This window comes from Candidatus Kryptonium thompsonii, from assembly GCF_001535985.1.
In the GTDB taxonomy this organism is placed as follows: Bacteria; Bacteroidota; Ignavibacteria; order Kryptoniales; family Kryptoniaceae; genus Kryptonium; species Kryptonium thompsonii.
The window spans coordinates 1-14,831 of the sequence record NZ_CZVS01000050.1 but is presented as its reverse complement, the minus strand read 5'-3'; the positions used below and the strand labels follow the sequence as shown (position 1 = coordinate 14,831).

Sequence of the window (14,831 nt, the reverse complement as noted above, 5' to 3'; positions counted from 1 at the left end):
AGGTATACCTTATATGCTGCCTGCTTACTACAAGCTTGTATCAAAACCAAAATACAAAAGCAAGCGGGGCCGAAGGAAGCGAGAGAATCTAGAAATATTTAGAAATTTTGAAATGATAAAAGTGATTTATGCCCAAGCAGAACAAGGAATTACAGAAAGACAAATAAGGATAATAAACACAGATAAAGAGGGGATACCTATATGGTGGATGAAATAATTGCTAAATCTCATCCACAGAAAACTCTGAAAGAACATATTGAAGATGTATTAAATGCATTTGAGGATTTAAAAAGATTAGGGGGCAAGTTGGGAATACAGCTTGAAGATAAAGATTGGGAAATATTAAGAAAACCTTGTTTTTACCATGATTTTGGGAAAGCAAATTCTGCTTTTCAAAAGAAGATCAGAGGAAGTGAGTCTCATGGTGCTTCTGAAATCCCTCATAATTTCTTATCACTTCTTTTTATTGAAGATGATGATGAACTTCTTTTAAAAATGGTGGCTTTCCATCATTGGAGAAATTTTCCTGATTTAAAGGACGATAAAATAATAAATGAGATTTATTCTGATGTCCAAAACTATATAGAAAAACTAAGTACATATTTCAATAGGGCTTTTACTCTGGTAAAAAGGGGGATATTCAGAAAAAATGTAGAAATTTTAAGGAAATACTATTCACGGCGAATTGATGGAGTTTTTGATTTAGAAAAAGAATCGAAATTTGTAATTCTTCTAGGGCTTTTAAATAGAATAGACCACTCAGCTTCTGCTGGTGTTCTAGTTGAATCTGAACCTATAGATAAGTATGGTAAAACTGAAAATTTTTTACTTACAAAAACTAAACAACCATGGCAATTGGTAGAAATAAGTGATGAACTTAAAAATAAAAGCGGAATTGTTTTAGCATCTACTGGAATGGGGAAAACAGAGATGGCATTGTTGTGGAGTGATCGCCAAAAAACATTTTATACTCTTCCTGTGCGAACTTCCGTGACTGCTATGTATGAAAGAATGGCAAAGTTGTTTGGCAAAGATAATGTAGGATTACTTCATTCCGGAGCATTGAGTGATTTGCTGTTTGAATGGGAAAATACATCTACTGATGACGCTTTTTACCATTACGAAATGGCTAAAGACTTATCTTATCCGCTGATAGTTTCAACCGCTGATCAAGTTTTCACCGCAACTTTAAAATATTTTGGCTTTGAGAAAATTTATGCAACTCTTTCGTATTCAAAAGTAGTAGTTGATGAAATTCAAGCGTATTCCCCAGAGACGATGGCGGTAATTACCCATGGATTGGGAGAAATATCTAAAATCGGCGGCAAATTTCTTGTGGTTACAGCAACCTTGCCATCTTTTTTAAAAGACCGATTAGAAGAGTATAGTGAATTTTGTATTACTAAAGTTCCCAAACTTAAAAAACACAAAATTAAGTTAGTGGATGAACCATTAAGTGGAAATACTTTAAAAAATTTTATAACAAGTATAAGGAAAGATCGGGTAAAAAAGATACTCGTTGTATGTAACACTGTTAAGAGGTCTCAAGAATTATATGATTCTTTAAAAGAATTTTCCCCATTGTTACTACACTCAAGGTTTGTGCGTATGGATAGAGCTTCTAAAGAAGATAAAGTTCTTCGGGAAGATTTTGAAGGAATTTTAATATCTACTCAGGTTATAGAGGTATCTCTCGATATTGATTTTGATGTTTTAATAACAGAGTTAGCACCTTTAGATGTTCTAATTCAGAGGATGGGTAGAGTTTATCGAAGGTTTAAAACGGATGGTGAGTTTTATCCAAGTGGGCCAAATGTGTATATATTTACCCGGGATGTATCAGGACTTGGAAATGTTTATGAAAAGGAAATAGTTGAGAAAACAAAATCTTTGCTAAAGGACAGTGTCCTTTCCGAGGAACAGAAGGTAAAGATGGTCGAAGATTTTTATTCCGAGAAAAATTTAAAAGAAACAAGTTATTGGACAAAATTTAGTAATGCGCTTGGATTAATTGAAAATTTCAGCGTTGATAAAAAATCCGAAGCCCAGAGGATATTTCGGGGTATAAGCCAAATTGAAGTTATTCCGGAAAGTTTATTGGAAAGAGAAGTTCAGAACCTAAAAATTTTAAATGAATTGAACCTTAATAAAGCGCCTTTGAAGGATATCATTGAAAGAATAAAAGTAAAGGACAAAAAGGAGAAAATTTTTGTTATGGAATTAATTAAAGATTTTATGGTTCCAATACCTTTGTATAGAACAAGAATGAATTCACTAGTGTCCTTGAGTGGTTATATTGACAACGATGCTTTAAAGGAATTGCTTGCCAATGTTAAGGTGGTCAATTACGAATATGACTATAATGTGGGGCTAATCTTATCCGGTGTTGAAGATTCAGCGGATGCAAGAATTATTGATTGAATTTTTAAAACCTTTGTTTATGTAACCTTATGGAGCTTTTCGAACATGTTAAATATACAGGAACGATGGTGAATTACTATTTTGTTTGTAAGAGGAAGCTTTGGCTTTTTGCACATAATTTAAATTTTGAAAGCGAATCCGATATGGTCAAAATTGGGAAGCTCATATCTCAAACGTCTTATGAGAGAGAAGACAAGGAAATAGATATTGATCAAACAATAGTCATTGACTGGATTGATTTTGAAAATAAGATTATTCATGAAGTTAAAAAGTCAAATAAATTGGAGGAAGCTCATATATGGCAGGTCAAATACTATATCTACTATCTTGAGACGAGAAAGGCAGTTGGATTTAAAGGTGTGATAAATTATCCAAAACTTCACAAAAGGGAAATCATTGAGCTTAAAGATGAGGATAGGGAGAAACTCCGAAAAGTTTTAGAGGATATAAAAGCTATAGTTTCATCAGAAAAAGCACCTGAGAAAGTAAGAATCCCCACTTGTAAATCTTGTAGTTATTTTGAATTTTGTTGGGTATAGGTATGAAAAAGCCACTTTACATAATGAGACACGGAAGATTGAGGAGAAAGGAAAATACAATTGTTTTTGAATTCTCCGATGAAAAAGAGGAAAATATCCAGAGAAAAATCATACCAATTGAAAGCATTGACTCAATTTTTGTTTTTGGGGAAATTGATATAAATAGCAAAGCTTTAAATTTCCTAGCAAAAAATGATATTTCGTTGCACGTTTTTGATTACTATGGTCATTACTCAGGTACATTTTTTCCGCGTGAAGGTTCAATTTCAGGATATATCATAGTAAGGCAAGTGGAATTTTATTTGGATCCAAATCTTAGAATTGAAATCGCGAAGGAGATTATTAACTCGGCTGGTCATAACATTTTAAAGAATTTAAAGTATTACCAATCAAGATCGGACGATTTAGAATTTCAAGATGAAATTGAGTTTATCATTTCAGATATTAAAAGCAGTCTGGATAAGGTGAGGAATTGTGAGAAGATTGAAGAAATTTTGGGCATCGAGGGACGAATCAATAAAATATATCTTGATGCTTGGAACTTCATAATAAAATCTGATGAGGAAGTTTTTAAGTTTGAAAAAAGAGAACGAAGACCCCCGACAAATCCTATCAACGCGCTGATTTCATTTGGAAACTCACTTTTGTATTCTGTGGTTCTTGATGAAATTTATAAAACACAACTTAATCCTGCTGTAAGTTTTCTTCATGAGCCGGCAACTAAGCGATTTTCTTTAAGTTTAGACTTATCGGAAATTTTTAAACCTTTGCTTGTTGATAGGTTAATTTTTAGCTTGATAAATCATAGGCAGATAAAAGCTGAGCATTTTAATGAGGATTTAAATTATACTTATTTGAATGATAAGGGTAGGAAAATTTTCATTGGTGAGTTTGATAAAAAGCTTGAGACGACAATTAAGCATCCAAAGCTGAAAAGGAGTGTAAGCTACAGAACACTGATAAAATTGGAGTGTTATAAGCTGATCAAACATATAATGGGAGAGGAAAAATATGAAGGATTTAAAATTTGGTGGTAGGGGGGCTAGAAATGTATTACATAGTTGTTTATGACATAGCGGAAAAGAGGGTGAACAAAGTTTTAAAATTTATGCGAAAGTATTTGAATTGGGTTGCAAAATTCGGTATTTGAAGGAGAATTAAGCGATGGACAATTTGAGGAAATGAAAGTAAAATTGAGAAAAATAATAAACTTGAATGAGGATTCGGTTTTAATTTATTCAATGGAGAAAAAATGGGTTGATAGGGAAGTTATAGGTGTGGAAAGAAGTGAGGTAAGTAGAATAATTTAGTCGCGGACAGAGTTTTGGGGCGTTAAATTTAGCGGTTAAATACTTAATATTTGAAAGTTTGAAAAAAATTAATCAGTTTTCTCTTAGTCGCGGACCGTATATTTTTGCATTTTGCTCCGCGACTTAATTTAGGTTGGAAAAATTTGATTTTCTGTGTAAAATTTTGTAGTTTTTGGAGAGTGAGCATCGAACCAGTGTGGAATTTAAACTAAATAATCAACTTCCCCACCAAAGACACAAAGAACGTGAGCATCGAACCAGTGTGGAATTTAAACGCTCTCTCAAAATCTTGTTTAAATCTTCTCGTTCTTGTGAGCATCGAACCAGTGTGGAATTTAAACAATATGGTTATGTTACGGGTCCAACTTTATTTATTGGTGAGCATCGAACCAGTGTGGAATTTAAACATATTCCCGGTTTGCCCACTTTAACCTCTCAAGGTCCGTGAGCATCGAACCAGTGTGGAATTTAAACTTCTTTTAAATAATGCCTCATTTCCCCCAAATTGCGAGTGAGCATCGAACCAGTGTGGAATTTAAACTATAATACCCCCACCACCACTCTCCATCAAACTTCCGTGAGCATCGAACCAGTGTGGAATTTAAACTCAAGTCCTTCAGATTCAAGATATAATGTGGAATTGTGTGAGCATCGAACCAGTGTGGAATTTAAACATGTTTTTAAAAATCCTTCCGCTTTCGCTTTAAATGTGAGCATCGAACCAGTGTGGAATTTAAACGTATGAATTTTTTCGGTAAGAATTTTCTCAGTAGAAGTGAGCATCGAACCAGTGTGGAATTTAAACCTTTTCATTTTGCATTTTCATTCTCCTTTTGATTTAGTGAGCATCGAACCAGTGTGGAATTTAAACAGTGGGGTCAATCAAAAGCCAAACATCTTCCTCATTGTGAGCATCGAACCAGTGTGGAATTTAAACCCATTTCAACCATCAGCATAATTCTTTCTGCAATCTGTGAGCATCGAACCAGTGTGGAATTTAAACTGGAAATAGGTTTTCTGAAACCCCTATTCCGAATATGTGAGCATCGAACCAGTGTGGAATTTAAACTTTTTTTGATTTTTTTAAAAAATCGCAAAAACAACGGTGAGCATCGAACCAGTGTGGAATTTAAACATGCTTTGGAATAAAAAATGCCCACTATCTTTACCGGTGAGCATCGAACCAGTGTGGAATTTAAACCAAATTTGGGTTTTAATCGCTCTTTCAAAAATTCTTGTGAGCATCGAACCAGTGTGGAATTTAAACAAGTTTTCAATTACAATTTTTCGGTTGCTCTCAAGTGTGAGCATCGAACCAGTGTGGAATTTAAACAAACAATTATCGCAAGTATAAGTTTTCTATATCCTTGTGAGCATCGAACCAGTGTGGAATTTAAACTTTTTGATTTTGCATTTTCATTCTCTTTTTTGATTTGTGAGCATCGAACCAGTGTGGAATTTAAACTCCTTATCACTTATGTAAGCAAGATAATCACATTTAGTGAGCATCGAACCAGTGTGGAATTTAAACATATAGGCTTTGGGATAAGTTGTTTTTAAATAATTTGTGAGCATCGAACCAGTGTGGAATTTAAACCGTTTTTCTTTCCTTATCCAATCCGCTTCATTTTTGAGTGAGCATCGAACCAGTGTGGAATTTAAACATTGTCCAATTTGCAGTAAGAGAGAAAAATTCCATAGTGAGCATCGAACCAGTGTGGAATTTAAACAAGTTTCAGCGTCGAAATACCCTGCAAGCGCGATTCGTGAGCATCGAACCAGTGTGGAATTTAAACACCCTCTGGACAAGCGACATTCTGCAGGCATTTTGCGTGAGCATCGAACCAGTGTGGAATTTAAACATTATTTTGTAGAGTATAGGTCTATTAGTTTTTCCTGTGAGCATCGAACCAGTGTGGAATTTAAACTTCTTCTTTTGTCTTAGTATAACTGGTTGGATCAGTGTGAGCATCGAACCAGTGTGGAATTTAAACAAGGTAGATATAAGCAAGATGTATTTTTTAGTTGCTGTGAGCATCGAACCAGTGTGGAATTTAAACACTTATCAAATAAATAATAATTCTCACCATCAAAATAGTGAGCATCGAACCAGTGTGGAATTTAAACTTATAAAATAAAATTGAATTTTCCCCTGTTTGAATAAGTGAGCATCGAACCAGTGTGGAATTTAAACGAAATAAAAAAGATTCCCTTCGTATTCATACACTTTGGTGAGCATCGAACCAGTGTGGAATTTAAACTCTCATTTCGCAGGATCACATACAAAGGGTCAAAAATGTGAGCATCGAACCAGTGTGGAATTTAAACGTTCATGAATATCGCGATCGTATCGATTGCGCTTTCGTGAGCATCGAACCAGTGTGGAATTTAAACTAGTTCAGAAACGCCATTTCCTCAACCAGCGTGTCAGTGAGCATCGAACCAGTGTGGAATTTTTAAATCACTTTATCAGAAGGGAAGTATTTTTATGATCAAGACCAAGCGTGTTTATGAGGCCCCTGAACCTGATGACGGTAAGCGTTTCCTGGTGGAGAGATTATGGCCCAGGGGTGTGAAGAAAGAAACTTTGCAAATTGACGCATGGTTGAAAGGAGTAGCTCCAAGCCACAGCTTGCGACTTTGGTATGGGCATGACCCAAAGAAATGGGAAGAATTTAAACGACGCTACTTTGCTGAGTTAGATGGCAAACCCGAGGCATGGCAACCCATCTTAACAGAGGCCCGCAAAGGAAATGTAACCCTTCTGTATAGTGCACGCGATACGGAACATAATAGTGCGGTAGCATTAAAGATTTACTTGGAGAATAAAAAATGATGGGATAACTTCGAAAAAGTTTTCAGAAACCTGCTATTGACTCTAAGCCCAATTTTCGTTAAATTTAAGATAAACATAGCGGAAAATAGTTAAGAAATTTAAACTAAAATTGAGGTTCCACTATGGGCAGGATCAAAATGTTCAGTTTATCAGTTTTCCCCTTCCTGTTTATAACTTTACTTGCCATCTTCTATCCTAAAAACTCCAAGGCTGTGAATTCAAATGAATGTGTGAATTGTCATATATCTAAGGGGATAACTGCGAGTGCGATCAGGGATTGGCAATTGAGCAAACATTACGAAGCAGGGGTTGGGTGTGCAGATTGTCATATTCCAGTGAAGGAAGCTGTTAAGGAAATACACGAATCGAAAAGTAGTTGTGAGGATAAAAGAGTTAAAAGGCTTGTTTCGCCCAGAAATTGTGCTCAATGTCATGAAGATAAAGTGAACGAGTTTGAACGGGGCAAGCATGCTCTTGCGTGGGTTGCTATGATGGCTATGCCAACGACTAAAGATCAACCAAGTGTTATAATCGAGGGTGAGAAAGGTTGCGGTGGATGCCATAGGATCGGAAGGGACGAGGGTAAATGCGATGCCTGCCATACTCGACATAAATTTTCAACCATTGAAGCCAGAAAGCCAGAAGCCTGTATGACATGCCATATGGGGTTTGATCATCCGCAGTGGGAAATGTGGAGCACATCAAAACATGGAACAATTTACGCAGTTGAAAAAGATAGTTGGGATTTCAGCAAGCCGTTGAGCCAGTGGTATAAAGAACCTTACAAGGCTGATAGCAAAACTCCCAGAGCCCCAGTTTGCCAAACTTGCCACATGCCCGATGGTGATCATGGCGTTAGAACTGCTTGGGGTTTCCTTGCGTTAAGAGTAGCTGAAAAAGATCCAGAATGGCGAGAATTAAGAAATACTATCATGAGGGGTCTTGGTGTCCTTGATGAAAAAGGAAACTTTACAGAAAGAGTTAAAATAGTTGAAGCTGGTAAAGTTGTGAGATTGACAGCGGAGGAGTGGCAGGCGGAAAGAGATAGAATGTTAAAAGTTTGTTCGCAATGCCATAGCCCAAGCTTTGCCAAAGAGCAACTTGATAAAGCTGATGAGGTGATAAAAGAATCAGATAAGCTTATGGCAGAGGCAATTAAAATTGTTGAATCGCTTTATAAAGATGGAATTCTTGAAAAACCAAAGGATTATCCTTTGCATACTGATTTGTTGAGATTCTACGAAGTTCGCCATCCCATCGAGCAAAAGCTTTATGTTATGTTCCTTGAACATAGGATGAGAAGTTTTCAGGGAGCTTTTCATATGAACCCAGATTATATGCACTGGTATGGTTGGGCTGAGATGAAACGAGATCTCGCCGAGATAAAACATGAAGCAGAAATGTTAAGAAAACAATTTGCCCAAACGAAGAAAAGAAAATGAGCGAATCAGAATCGTTTTGATAACTTGTAAGCAATTTTAGGCTTTAATTGTGGGTGATGCAAATTTAATAATCATATCGCTTTGCTTTCTGCTTTTGCTTGCTTATCTGTTTGATATAACTTCATCGAAGACTAGAATTCCGTCGGTGTTGTTTTTGCTTCTTGCTGGATGGTTGACCAAGGTAATTGTTGTGGAAATGCTGAATATCTCATTGCCTGACTTGACCTTCACGCTTCCAATACTTGGAACTGTTGGTTTGATATTGATTATACTGGAAGCTTCTTTGGAGTTAGAGTTGAATAAAGATAAGTTTCCATTTATTTTAAAAACTGCTCTTTTTGCCCTTCTGCCGATTTTGATAATCAGTTCTACGCTTGCCCTTGCATTTTGGTATTTTGGAAATATCCCATTTAAAGTTGGCTTTGTAAATTCGATTCCACTGGCTGTGATAAGTAGTTCCATCGCAATTTCAAGTGCCAAGAACTTGCCTGCTGAAGACAGAGAATTTATCGTTTATGAAAGTAGCTTGTCAGATATCTTCGGCATAATAGCCTTTAACTTTTTTGTGTTTAATAACGGAATTGAGGTTAAATCTATTATCACTTTTGCTTTTGAAACTCTGTTAATTTTGATTATAGCATCTCTTACGACATTAAGTTTGGCTTTTCTGCTAAGCAGGATAAAACATCATGTGAAGTTTATACCGATCATTGTGATCATAATAATGATATATGCGATCTCTAAGATTTACCATTTGCCTGCATTAATTCTTATACTTGTTTTTGGTCTTTTCTTAGGGAATATAGATAAAATAGAAAGGACAAGTAAACTTTTCGAGATGTTACGGGTTGATGTCTTAAGTGATGAAGTTGATAGGTTTAAAGAGTTGACGATAGAATTTACATTTTTGGTTAGGTCATTTTTCTTCTTATTGTTTGGTTATTTGATTGAAACAAGCAATTTGTTAAATCTAAAGACAGTGCTTTAGGCAATCGCTATATGTGCTTTAATTTATGTTTTGCGATTTATACTCATCAAAGCATTTAAACTGAGTGCGAAGCCAATTCTTTTTATAGCACCCAGAGGCTTGATAACAATTCTCCTATTTATCAGCATTCCTGTGAGTTATAGGGTGGATTTAGTTAATGAATCCTTAATAGTGCAAGTGGTCATTTTAACATCTTTGATGATGCTTGGAGCTATGGGAAGTAAAACAGCAGATGTAGTTAATGTGGTTTAGGTACTTTTTGTTTTTTTGGTTGTTTTTAGTTTATTTTTCAAAAAAGTTAGGTGCGAGTGATGAGTGAGGAAAAAGTTAGATTTTTAAAATTTGAAAATTATAGATGGGATGGGGTTGAGGTTAAAGAGTACAAAGATGAAAAAAATACCTGGCTTAATGTTCTTAGGCAGGTGATAGCTGGGAAGTCAGGTGAAAAGATAAAATTTAATTTAAGATATTTCGAGATTTCGCCTGGAGGATATTCGACGCTTGAGAAGCACCGCCATGAACATGTGGTTATATGCCTTAGGGGTAGGGGCAAAGCGATAGCTGGGAACGATATTTTTGATATGGGTTTCATGGATGTTTTATACATTGGCTCAAATGTTCCACATCAATTTGTGAATGATTCGGACGAACCGTTTGGATTTTTCTGCATAGTTGATGCAAAGAGGGATAAACCGAAGTTGCTTACAAAAAAAGAGATTTTTGAACTGTTGAAAAATGAGAAGGTAAGTAAGGTTATACGCATACCTGAAACCTATCCCAAGTTAAAGTGAAATTTTTTCTTTCCAGCCAAAGTTATAAATTTCAAGTGAGATATAACCAACAAATTTGAGATCCCGCACTATGGCGAAACTTAAATTAAAGAAAAAATTTAATGAGTTAAAACCTGAAGAACTTCGCTGGACATGCCCAATTGAAAAATTGCAGTTTGAGACGACGGACACCGTTGAACCTCTTGAGGACATAATTGGGCAGGAAAGAGCTTTAAAGGCATTGAAACTTGGAACGGAGCTTTTTGCACCTGGGTATAATATATTTGTTTGCGGTTTGACTGGAACAGGGAGGATGACCACGATAAAACACATTCTCAAACAAATTTCTCCCAAAGCTCCTCAGGCACCCGATAGATGTTATGTTTATAACTTTAAAAATCCTGATGAACCACGGCTTCTTGAGTTTCCGAGGGGGCAAGCGATAATGTTCAAGCGAAATATGGAAGCGATGATTTTTTATCTTAAGCAGAAAATTCCCAAAACGCTTGAGGATGAAAAGTATATAGATGCGAGAAATAAAATAATCGAAAGATATCAAAAAAAAGAGCAAGAATTGTTTCGCGAGTTTCAGAAAAAAGTTGAAAGCGAAAGATTTGCAATTATAAACATGCAAGTTGAGAATGTCATCAAGCCAAGCATTGTTCCAATAATTGATGGTAAACCTGTTCCTGTGGAGCAACTTTCTAATCTTGCTAAGGCGGGAAAGATTTCTGAGGAAACAGCTCGAGAAATTCAGCAGAAATATCTGGAGCTTCAGGCGGAGATGCAGGAAATTTTTAAAAAGGAAATGATGCTTGCAAGGGAGCTCTCAAAAGAACTTGAGGAACTTGAACGAGATGCTGTCAAGTCCATCGTCGAGGGCATAATTGATGAAATCAAAGAGCAGTTTAAAATTCCAAAGGTTCATGAATATCTTGATGAGGTGAAGAAGCATATTTTGAATAATCTTAACATTTTCAAGGCTTCAGCAGAACAAGGCAAGCCACCAGTTCCATTCCTTGAACAAAGGGACGAAGTTGATCCATTCCTTCCGTATCGCGTAAATGTGATCCTTGATAATTCAGAGCAAGATGGAGTTCCAGTTATAATTGAGACAACCCCGACATTTTCGAACATATTTGGGACAATCGAAAAAGTTTACGATTCTCGCGGGTTCTGGAGAACTGATTTTACAAAAATAAAAGCTGGCTCGCTTTTAAAGGCTGATGGTGGTTATCTTGTCTTGAACGCGAGAGATGCGCTAAGTGAGCCTGGGGTTTGGAAAGCTTTGAAAAGAACTTTAATGTATAGAAAACTTGAGATTCAACCTATAGATGTATTTTTCCAGATAAGTTCAATTTCGCTCAAGCCAGAACCAATTGAAGTAAACACAAAAGTTGTGATGCTTGGCGATCCTGAACTTTACTATTTGCTTTATGAGTATGATGAAGATTTTAGAAAAATTTTCAAGATAAAGGCTGACTTTGACTTTGAGATGGATTTAAATGATGAAGCAATAGCACAGTATGCAAAATTTGTGAAGAAGGTCTGTCGTGATGAGAATTTGAGACCGTTCGATAAAGAAGCAGTTGGGAAAATCGTCGAGTTTGCAGTAAGGCATGCGGGAAGGAAAGATAAAATCACAACAAAGTTTAGCGTCATAGCAGATTTAATTCGAGAGGCTGACTATTGGGCTGGGGTTGATGGGGATGAATCTGTTAAGGCAGAGCATGTTAAAAAAGCAATTGAGGAAAGCTTTTATAGAAGAAAAATGATCGAAGATAAAATAAAAGAGTTGATCGCAAAAGGTATAATATTTGTTGATGTTACTGGTGAAAGAGTTGGTCAAGTTAATGGGTTAACAATTTACGAAATGGGGGATTATAGATTTGGGAGACCTGTTAGAATTACTGCATCTGTGTCGATGGGGAGATCTGGCGTTATAAATATCGAGCGTGAATCTAATTTAAGTGGGAGAATTCATGATAAAGGTGTTTTGATCCTTGTGGGTTATTTAAGAGAGAAATACGCTCAGGATAAACCACTTACACTTTCTGCGAGTATTTGCTTTGAGCAGTCTTACTCTGGCATTGATGGGGATAGTGCATCTTCAACTGAGCTATATGCTTTGCTTTCGGCTCTTTCTGGATTGCCGATAAAGCAAGGGATAGCTGTGACGGGTTCTGTAAATCAAAAAGGTGATATACAGCCGATAGGTGGTGTAAATGAGAAAATAGAAGGGTTCTTTGATGTTTGTAAAGCCAAAGGATTGACAGGGGAACAAGGTGTGATAATTCCGAAGAAAAATGTAGATGATCTTATGTTGAGGGATGATGTGATTGAAGCTGTTAAGAATGGAATGTTTCACATTTATCCTGTTGAAACAATCGATGAGGGAATTGAAATTTTAACAGGTGTTAAGGCAGGAAAAAGACTTAAAAACGGCGAATTTGAACCTGGGACAGTAAATTATCTTGTCGATAAGAGATTGCGCGAAATTTCAAAGGCTTTAAAGAAATTTACAAGCGATTAATCTACCCATTCGCTCATTTCAGATGCAAGAGCGATAAGTTCATCCATTGTTATTGAGGATGGATCGAGTTTCTCAAGTGCCTTTTTCATCTGCTTAAATAACTCATCATATCCAATTGTTGTTTTTCTCTTTCTCTTTATCGGATTAACTTTTGAAACAACCGCTTGTTTCAAGAAAGGATGATTTATCCCTCTTTCTCTAAAACTATGAACGATTGGTTCAACTAGATCATCAACTTCTTTAAGAAGTTCCGCTCTTTTTTCTCTTTCTGTCAGTGCTTTTGTCAAAGGTACATCCATAAAGTTGTCAACTTTTTTAAGTATTGGGACATATGCTGAACCGCTAAATTTGGGGTGGTTTTCGTAAATCAAGCCAAGTGTTATGAAGTAAGCCTCCTCAAATTGGAAAGCGTATTCCATTTCGGAAGCTTTTCCATTCGTTTCGAGCAAACCTTTATACATTCTGATAACTTCGAGTGATTTCTCTCTCAAGTTGTGAGCTTTTTCTGTGTTAAGTGATAGGATATGAAATGCAACCGAGATATCTGGAATTACTATGGCTGGTATTTGTTTAGCCCCAAGGCGAAGTAGTGCTTCTCTTCTGTGATTTCCATTTGGAGTCCAGTATTCCCCATTTGAATATCTTATAGCTACTATTGGATCGATAAATCTTTTGAGTTCCTCAATTACTTCTTGGAGTCTTTTTACATGCGCTGTTGATAGGTCTCTTTGAAATGGTGTTGGTTTTACTTTTTCAAGTGGTAGAAGAGCAAAGATTTGCCAGTTTTTACCATACGGTTCTTGGTAAATTGCTAAAACGACACCCCCCATCATCTTCGATTTGTTTGGCAAGATTTTTTAATTCATCTGAAACTTCATCCCTTTCGGGATATATTTTCCACCTTTCGTTTGTCATATTATTCACACTCTTTTATTTTTACTTATAAAAAATTTAATGGGTTCACTTGAATTTTTCAAGTTAGATCAGGGCAGGTTTCTTAAAAATGGTGGAGCCGACGGGATTCGAACCCGTGACCTCCACAATGCCATTGTGGCGCTCTCCCAACTGAGCTACGGCCCCAGGTAAAGTCAACTTTAATTTAAAACATAATTTTAACTTTTGCAAATTTTTAAATGCGGAAATTTAATTTTAAATTTTTGAAAAAAGAATGACAAAAATGGCTACTTTACTTAGCAAGACCGCTGAATATGGATTGAGAGCTGTTCTCTACATCGCTTTGAATCAAACTGATGGAAAAAGTATTAAAAAGTGGATAGATGCTGAGGAAATTGCGCGGGATTTAAAAATTCCTCAACATTTTCTTGCAAAGGTAATTCAAAAACTTGTAAAAGCAGGAATTATATATTCAAAAAGGGGTAAAAGCGGCGGATTTCGTTTAAGAAAATCGCCCGAGAAATTGAAATTGCTGGATATAGTTTTTGCTCTTGATGGGGGGGAAACTCTTAAAGGATTGTGTTTTGGGGCTTCCAAATTGCTCAGATAAAAGTCCCTGCCCTGTTCACAATTATTGGCGTAATATTAGAGAAGAGATAAAGCAAATGTTCTCAGAAAAGACGGTTAAAGAGCTTTTAAAAGAGGATTTAAAAATTTAACTACATGACAAATTTGCATAATTCTTTGATTTTGTTAATTCGATTTCGTTTGATTTTCAATGCTTGGGTTAAATAAAAAGACATTTTGTCACTTGACACAAATTGTTTTAGAGATTATATTTATATACGGTTAGCAACAACACTTATTGAGTGCTAATAAAAACAAAAAAGTTGGAGGTTGAACTTATGGCAAAAGTGAACATTCGGCCTTTATCTGATAGGGTTGTGGTAAAGCCACTGCCAGCTGAAGAAGTTACAAAAAGTGGTCTAGTCATTCCAGATACAGCAAAAGAGCGTCCTCAACAGGGGGAAGTGATTGCTGTTGGACCAGGGCGGATAACTGATGATGGAAAGAAGATACCTATGGAGGTAAAGGTTG

The 14,831-nt window shown here is 36.1% G+C and carries 16 protein-coding genes, 1 tRNA gene and 1 CRISPR repeat array; of the genes, 14 read left to right on the top strand and 3 right to left on the bottom strand.

Features of this window, described 5'->3' with window-relative positions; all coding sequences use genetic code 11:
* From AWW78_RS10660 to AWW78_RS07545, 12 genes are all read left to right on the top strand, one after another.
* Window positions 1-217: hypothetical protein (locus tag AWW78_RS10660; protein WP_218059849.1), on the top strand; the 217-nt coding region annotated here is incomplete at its 5' end.
* The gene (locus AWW78_RS07585) at window positions 202-2,421 is read left to right on the top strand and encodes a CRISPR-associated helicase/endonuclease Cas3 (protein ID WP_047134768.1); all 2,220 of its coding nucleotides are present in this window, start codon (window positions 202-204) and stop codon (window positions 2,419-2,421) included. The genes AWW78_RS10660 and AWW78_RS07585, both read left to right, overlap by 16 nt.
* Before the next feature lie 29 nt (window positions 2,422-2,450).
* Window positions 2,451-2,960 (top strand): CRISPR-associated protein Cas4, encoded by a 510-nt coding sequence (gene cas4 / locus AWW78_RS07580; RefSeq protein ID WP_047134767.1) that lies wholly within the window; start codon window positions 2,451-2,453, stop codon window positions 2,958-2,960.
* A 2-nt stretch (window positions 2,961-2,962) separates the two neighbouring features.
* Window positions 2,963-3,997 carry a type I-B CRISPR-associated endonuclease Cas1b gene (gene cas1b, locus AWW78_RS07575; protein ID WP_047134766.1) on the top strand — a complete coding sequence of 345 codons (1,035 nt, stop codon included), beginning with the start codon at window positions 2,963-2,965 and terminating at the stop codon, window positions 3,995-3,997.
* Between the two features lie 11 nt (window positions 3,998-4,008).
* Window positions 4,009-4,110: a CRISPR-associated endonuclease Cas2 gene (locus AWW78_RS10920; RefSeq protein WP_320410033.1), complete on the top strand. Its 102-nt coding sequence runs from the start codon at window positions 4,009-4,011 to the stop codon at window positions 4,108-4,110.
* 31 nt (window positions 4,111-4,141) lie between these two features.
* Window positions 4,142-4,270: a CRISPR-associated endonuclease Cas2 gene (locus tag AWW78_RS10915; protein WP_320410032.1), complete on the top strand. Its 129-nt coding sequence runs from the start codon at window positions 4,142-4,144 to the stop codon at window positions 4,268-4,270.
* Between the two features lie 179 nt (window positions 4,271-4,449).
* Window positions 4,450-6,730: direct repeats of the CRISPR family, unit length 30 nt; unit sequence GTGAGCATCGAACCAGTGTGGAATTTAAAC.
* A 28-nt stretch (window positions 6,731-6,758) separates the two neighbouring features.
* On the top strand, window positions 6,759-7,106 hold the full coding sequence (locus tag AWW78_RS07565; protein WP_047134765.1) for a DUF488 domain-containing protein: 348 nt from the start codon (window positions 6,759-6,761) through the stop codon (window positions 7,104-7,106).
* A 122-nt stretch (window positions 7,107-7,228) separates the two neighbouring features.
* A complete protein-coding gene (locus AWW78_RS07560; RefSeq protein WP_234697378.1) occupies window positions 7,229-8,548 on the top strand; it encodes a multiheme c-type cytochrome in 1,320 nt (439 codons plus the stop codon).
* 49 nt (window positions 8,549-8,597) lie between these two features.
* Window positions 8,598-9,536 (top strand): cation:proton antiporter, encoded by a 939-nt coding sequence (locus tag AWW78_RS07555; protein ID WP_234697379.1) that lies wholly within the window; start codon window positions 8,598-8,600, stop codon window positions 9,534-9,536.
* Between the two features lie 30 nt (window positions 9,537-9,566).
* The gene (locus AWW78_RS10760; RefSeq protein ID WP_234697380.1) at window positions 9,567-9,788 is read left to right on the top strand and encodes a hypothetical protein; all 222 of its coding nucleotides are present in this window, start codon (window positions 9,567-9,569) and stop codon (window positions 9,786-9,788) included.
* 59 nt (window positions 9,789-9,847) lie between these two features.
* On the top strand, window positions 9,848-10,327 hold the full coding sequence (locus AWW78_RS07550) for a cupin domain-containing protein (RefSeq protein WP_082349046.1): 480 nt from the start codon (window positions 9,848-9,850) through the stop codon (window positions 10,325-10,327).
* Between the two features lie 70 nt (window positions 10,328-10,397).
* A complete protein-coding gene (locus tag AWW78_RS07545) occupies window positions 10,398-12,839 on the top strand; it encodes a Lon protease family protein (RefSeq protein WP_047134764.1) in 2,442 nt (813 codons plus the stop codon).
* Here the strand turns inward: AWW78_RS07545 and AWW78_RS07540 are convergent.
* From AWW78_RS07540 to AWW78_RS07535, 3 genes are all read right to left on the bottom strand, one after another.
* Complete coding sequence (locus tag AWW78_RS07540; protein WP_075426196.1) at window positions 12,836-13,672, bottom strand: ParB/RepB/Spo0J family partition protein; 837 nt, start codon at window positions 13,670-13,672, stop codon at window positions 12,836-12,838. The genes AWW78_RS07545 and AWW78_RS07540 overlap by 4 nt on opposite strands.
* Entirely contained in the window at window positions 13,626-13,754 is a 129-nt protein-coding gene (locus AWW78_RS10850; protein ID WP_276325949.1) for a hypothetical protein, read from the bottom strand. The genes AWW78_RS07540 and AWW78_RS10850 overlap by 47 nt, the downstream gene beginning before the upstream one ends.
* Before the next feature lie 89 nt (window positions 13,755-13,843).
* Window positions 13,844-13,919 (bottom strand) — tRNA-Ala (locus AWW78_RS07535).
* 97 nt (window positions 13,920-14,016) lie between these two features.
* On the opposite strand from AWW78_RS07535, the gene AWW78_RS07530 reads away from it, so the two are divergent.
* The gene (locus AWW78_RS07530; protein ID WP_218059848.1) at window positions 14,017-14,343 is read left to right on the top strand and encodes an RrF2 family transcriptional regulator; all 327 of its coding nucleotides are present in this window, start codon (window positions 14,017-14,019) and stop codon (window positions 14,341-14,343) included.
* A gap of 295 nt (window positions 14,344-14,638) precedes the next feature.
* The coding region (locus AWW78_RS07525) for a co-chaperone GroES (RefSeq protein WP_047134763.1) at window positions 14,639-14,831 on the top strand (193 nt) is incomplete at its 3' end.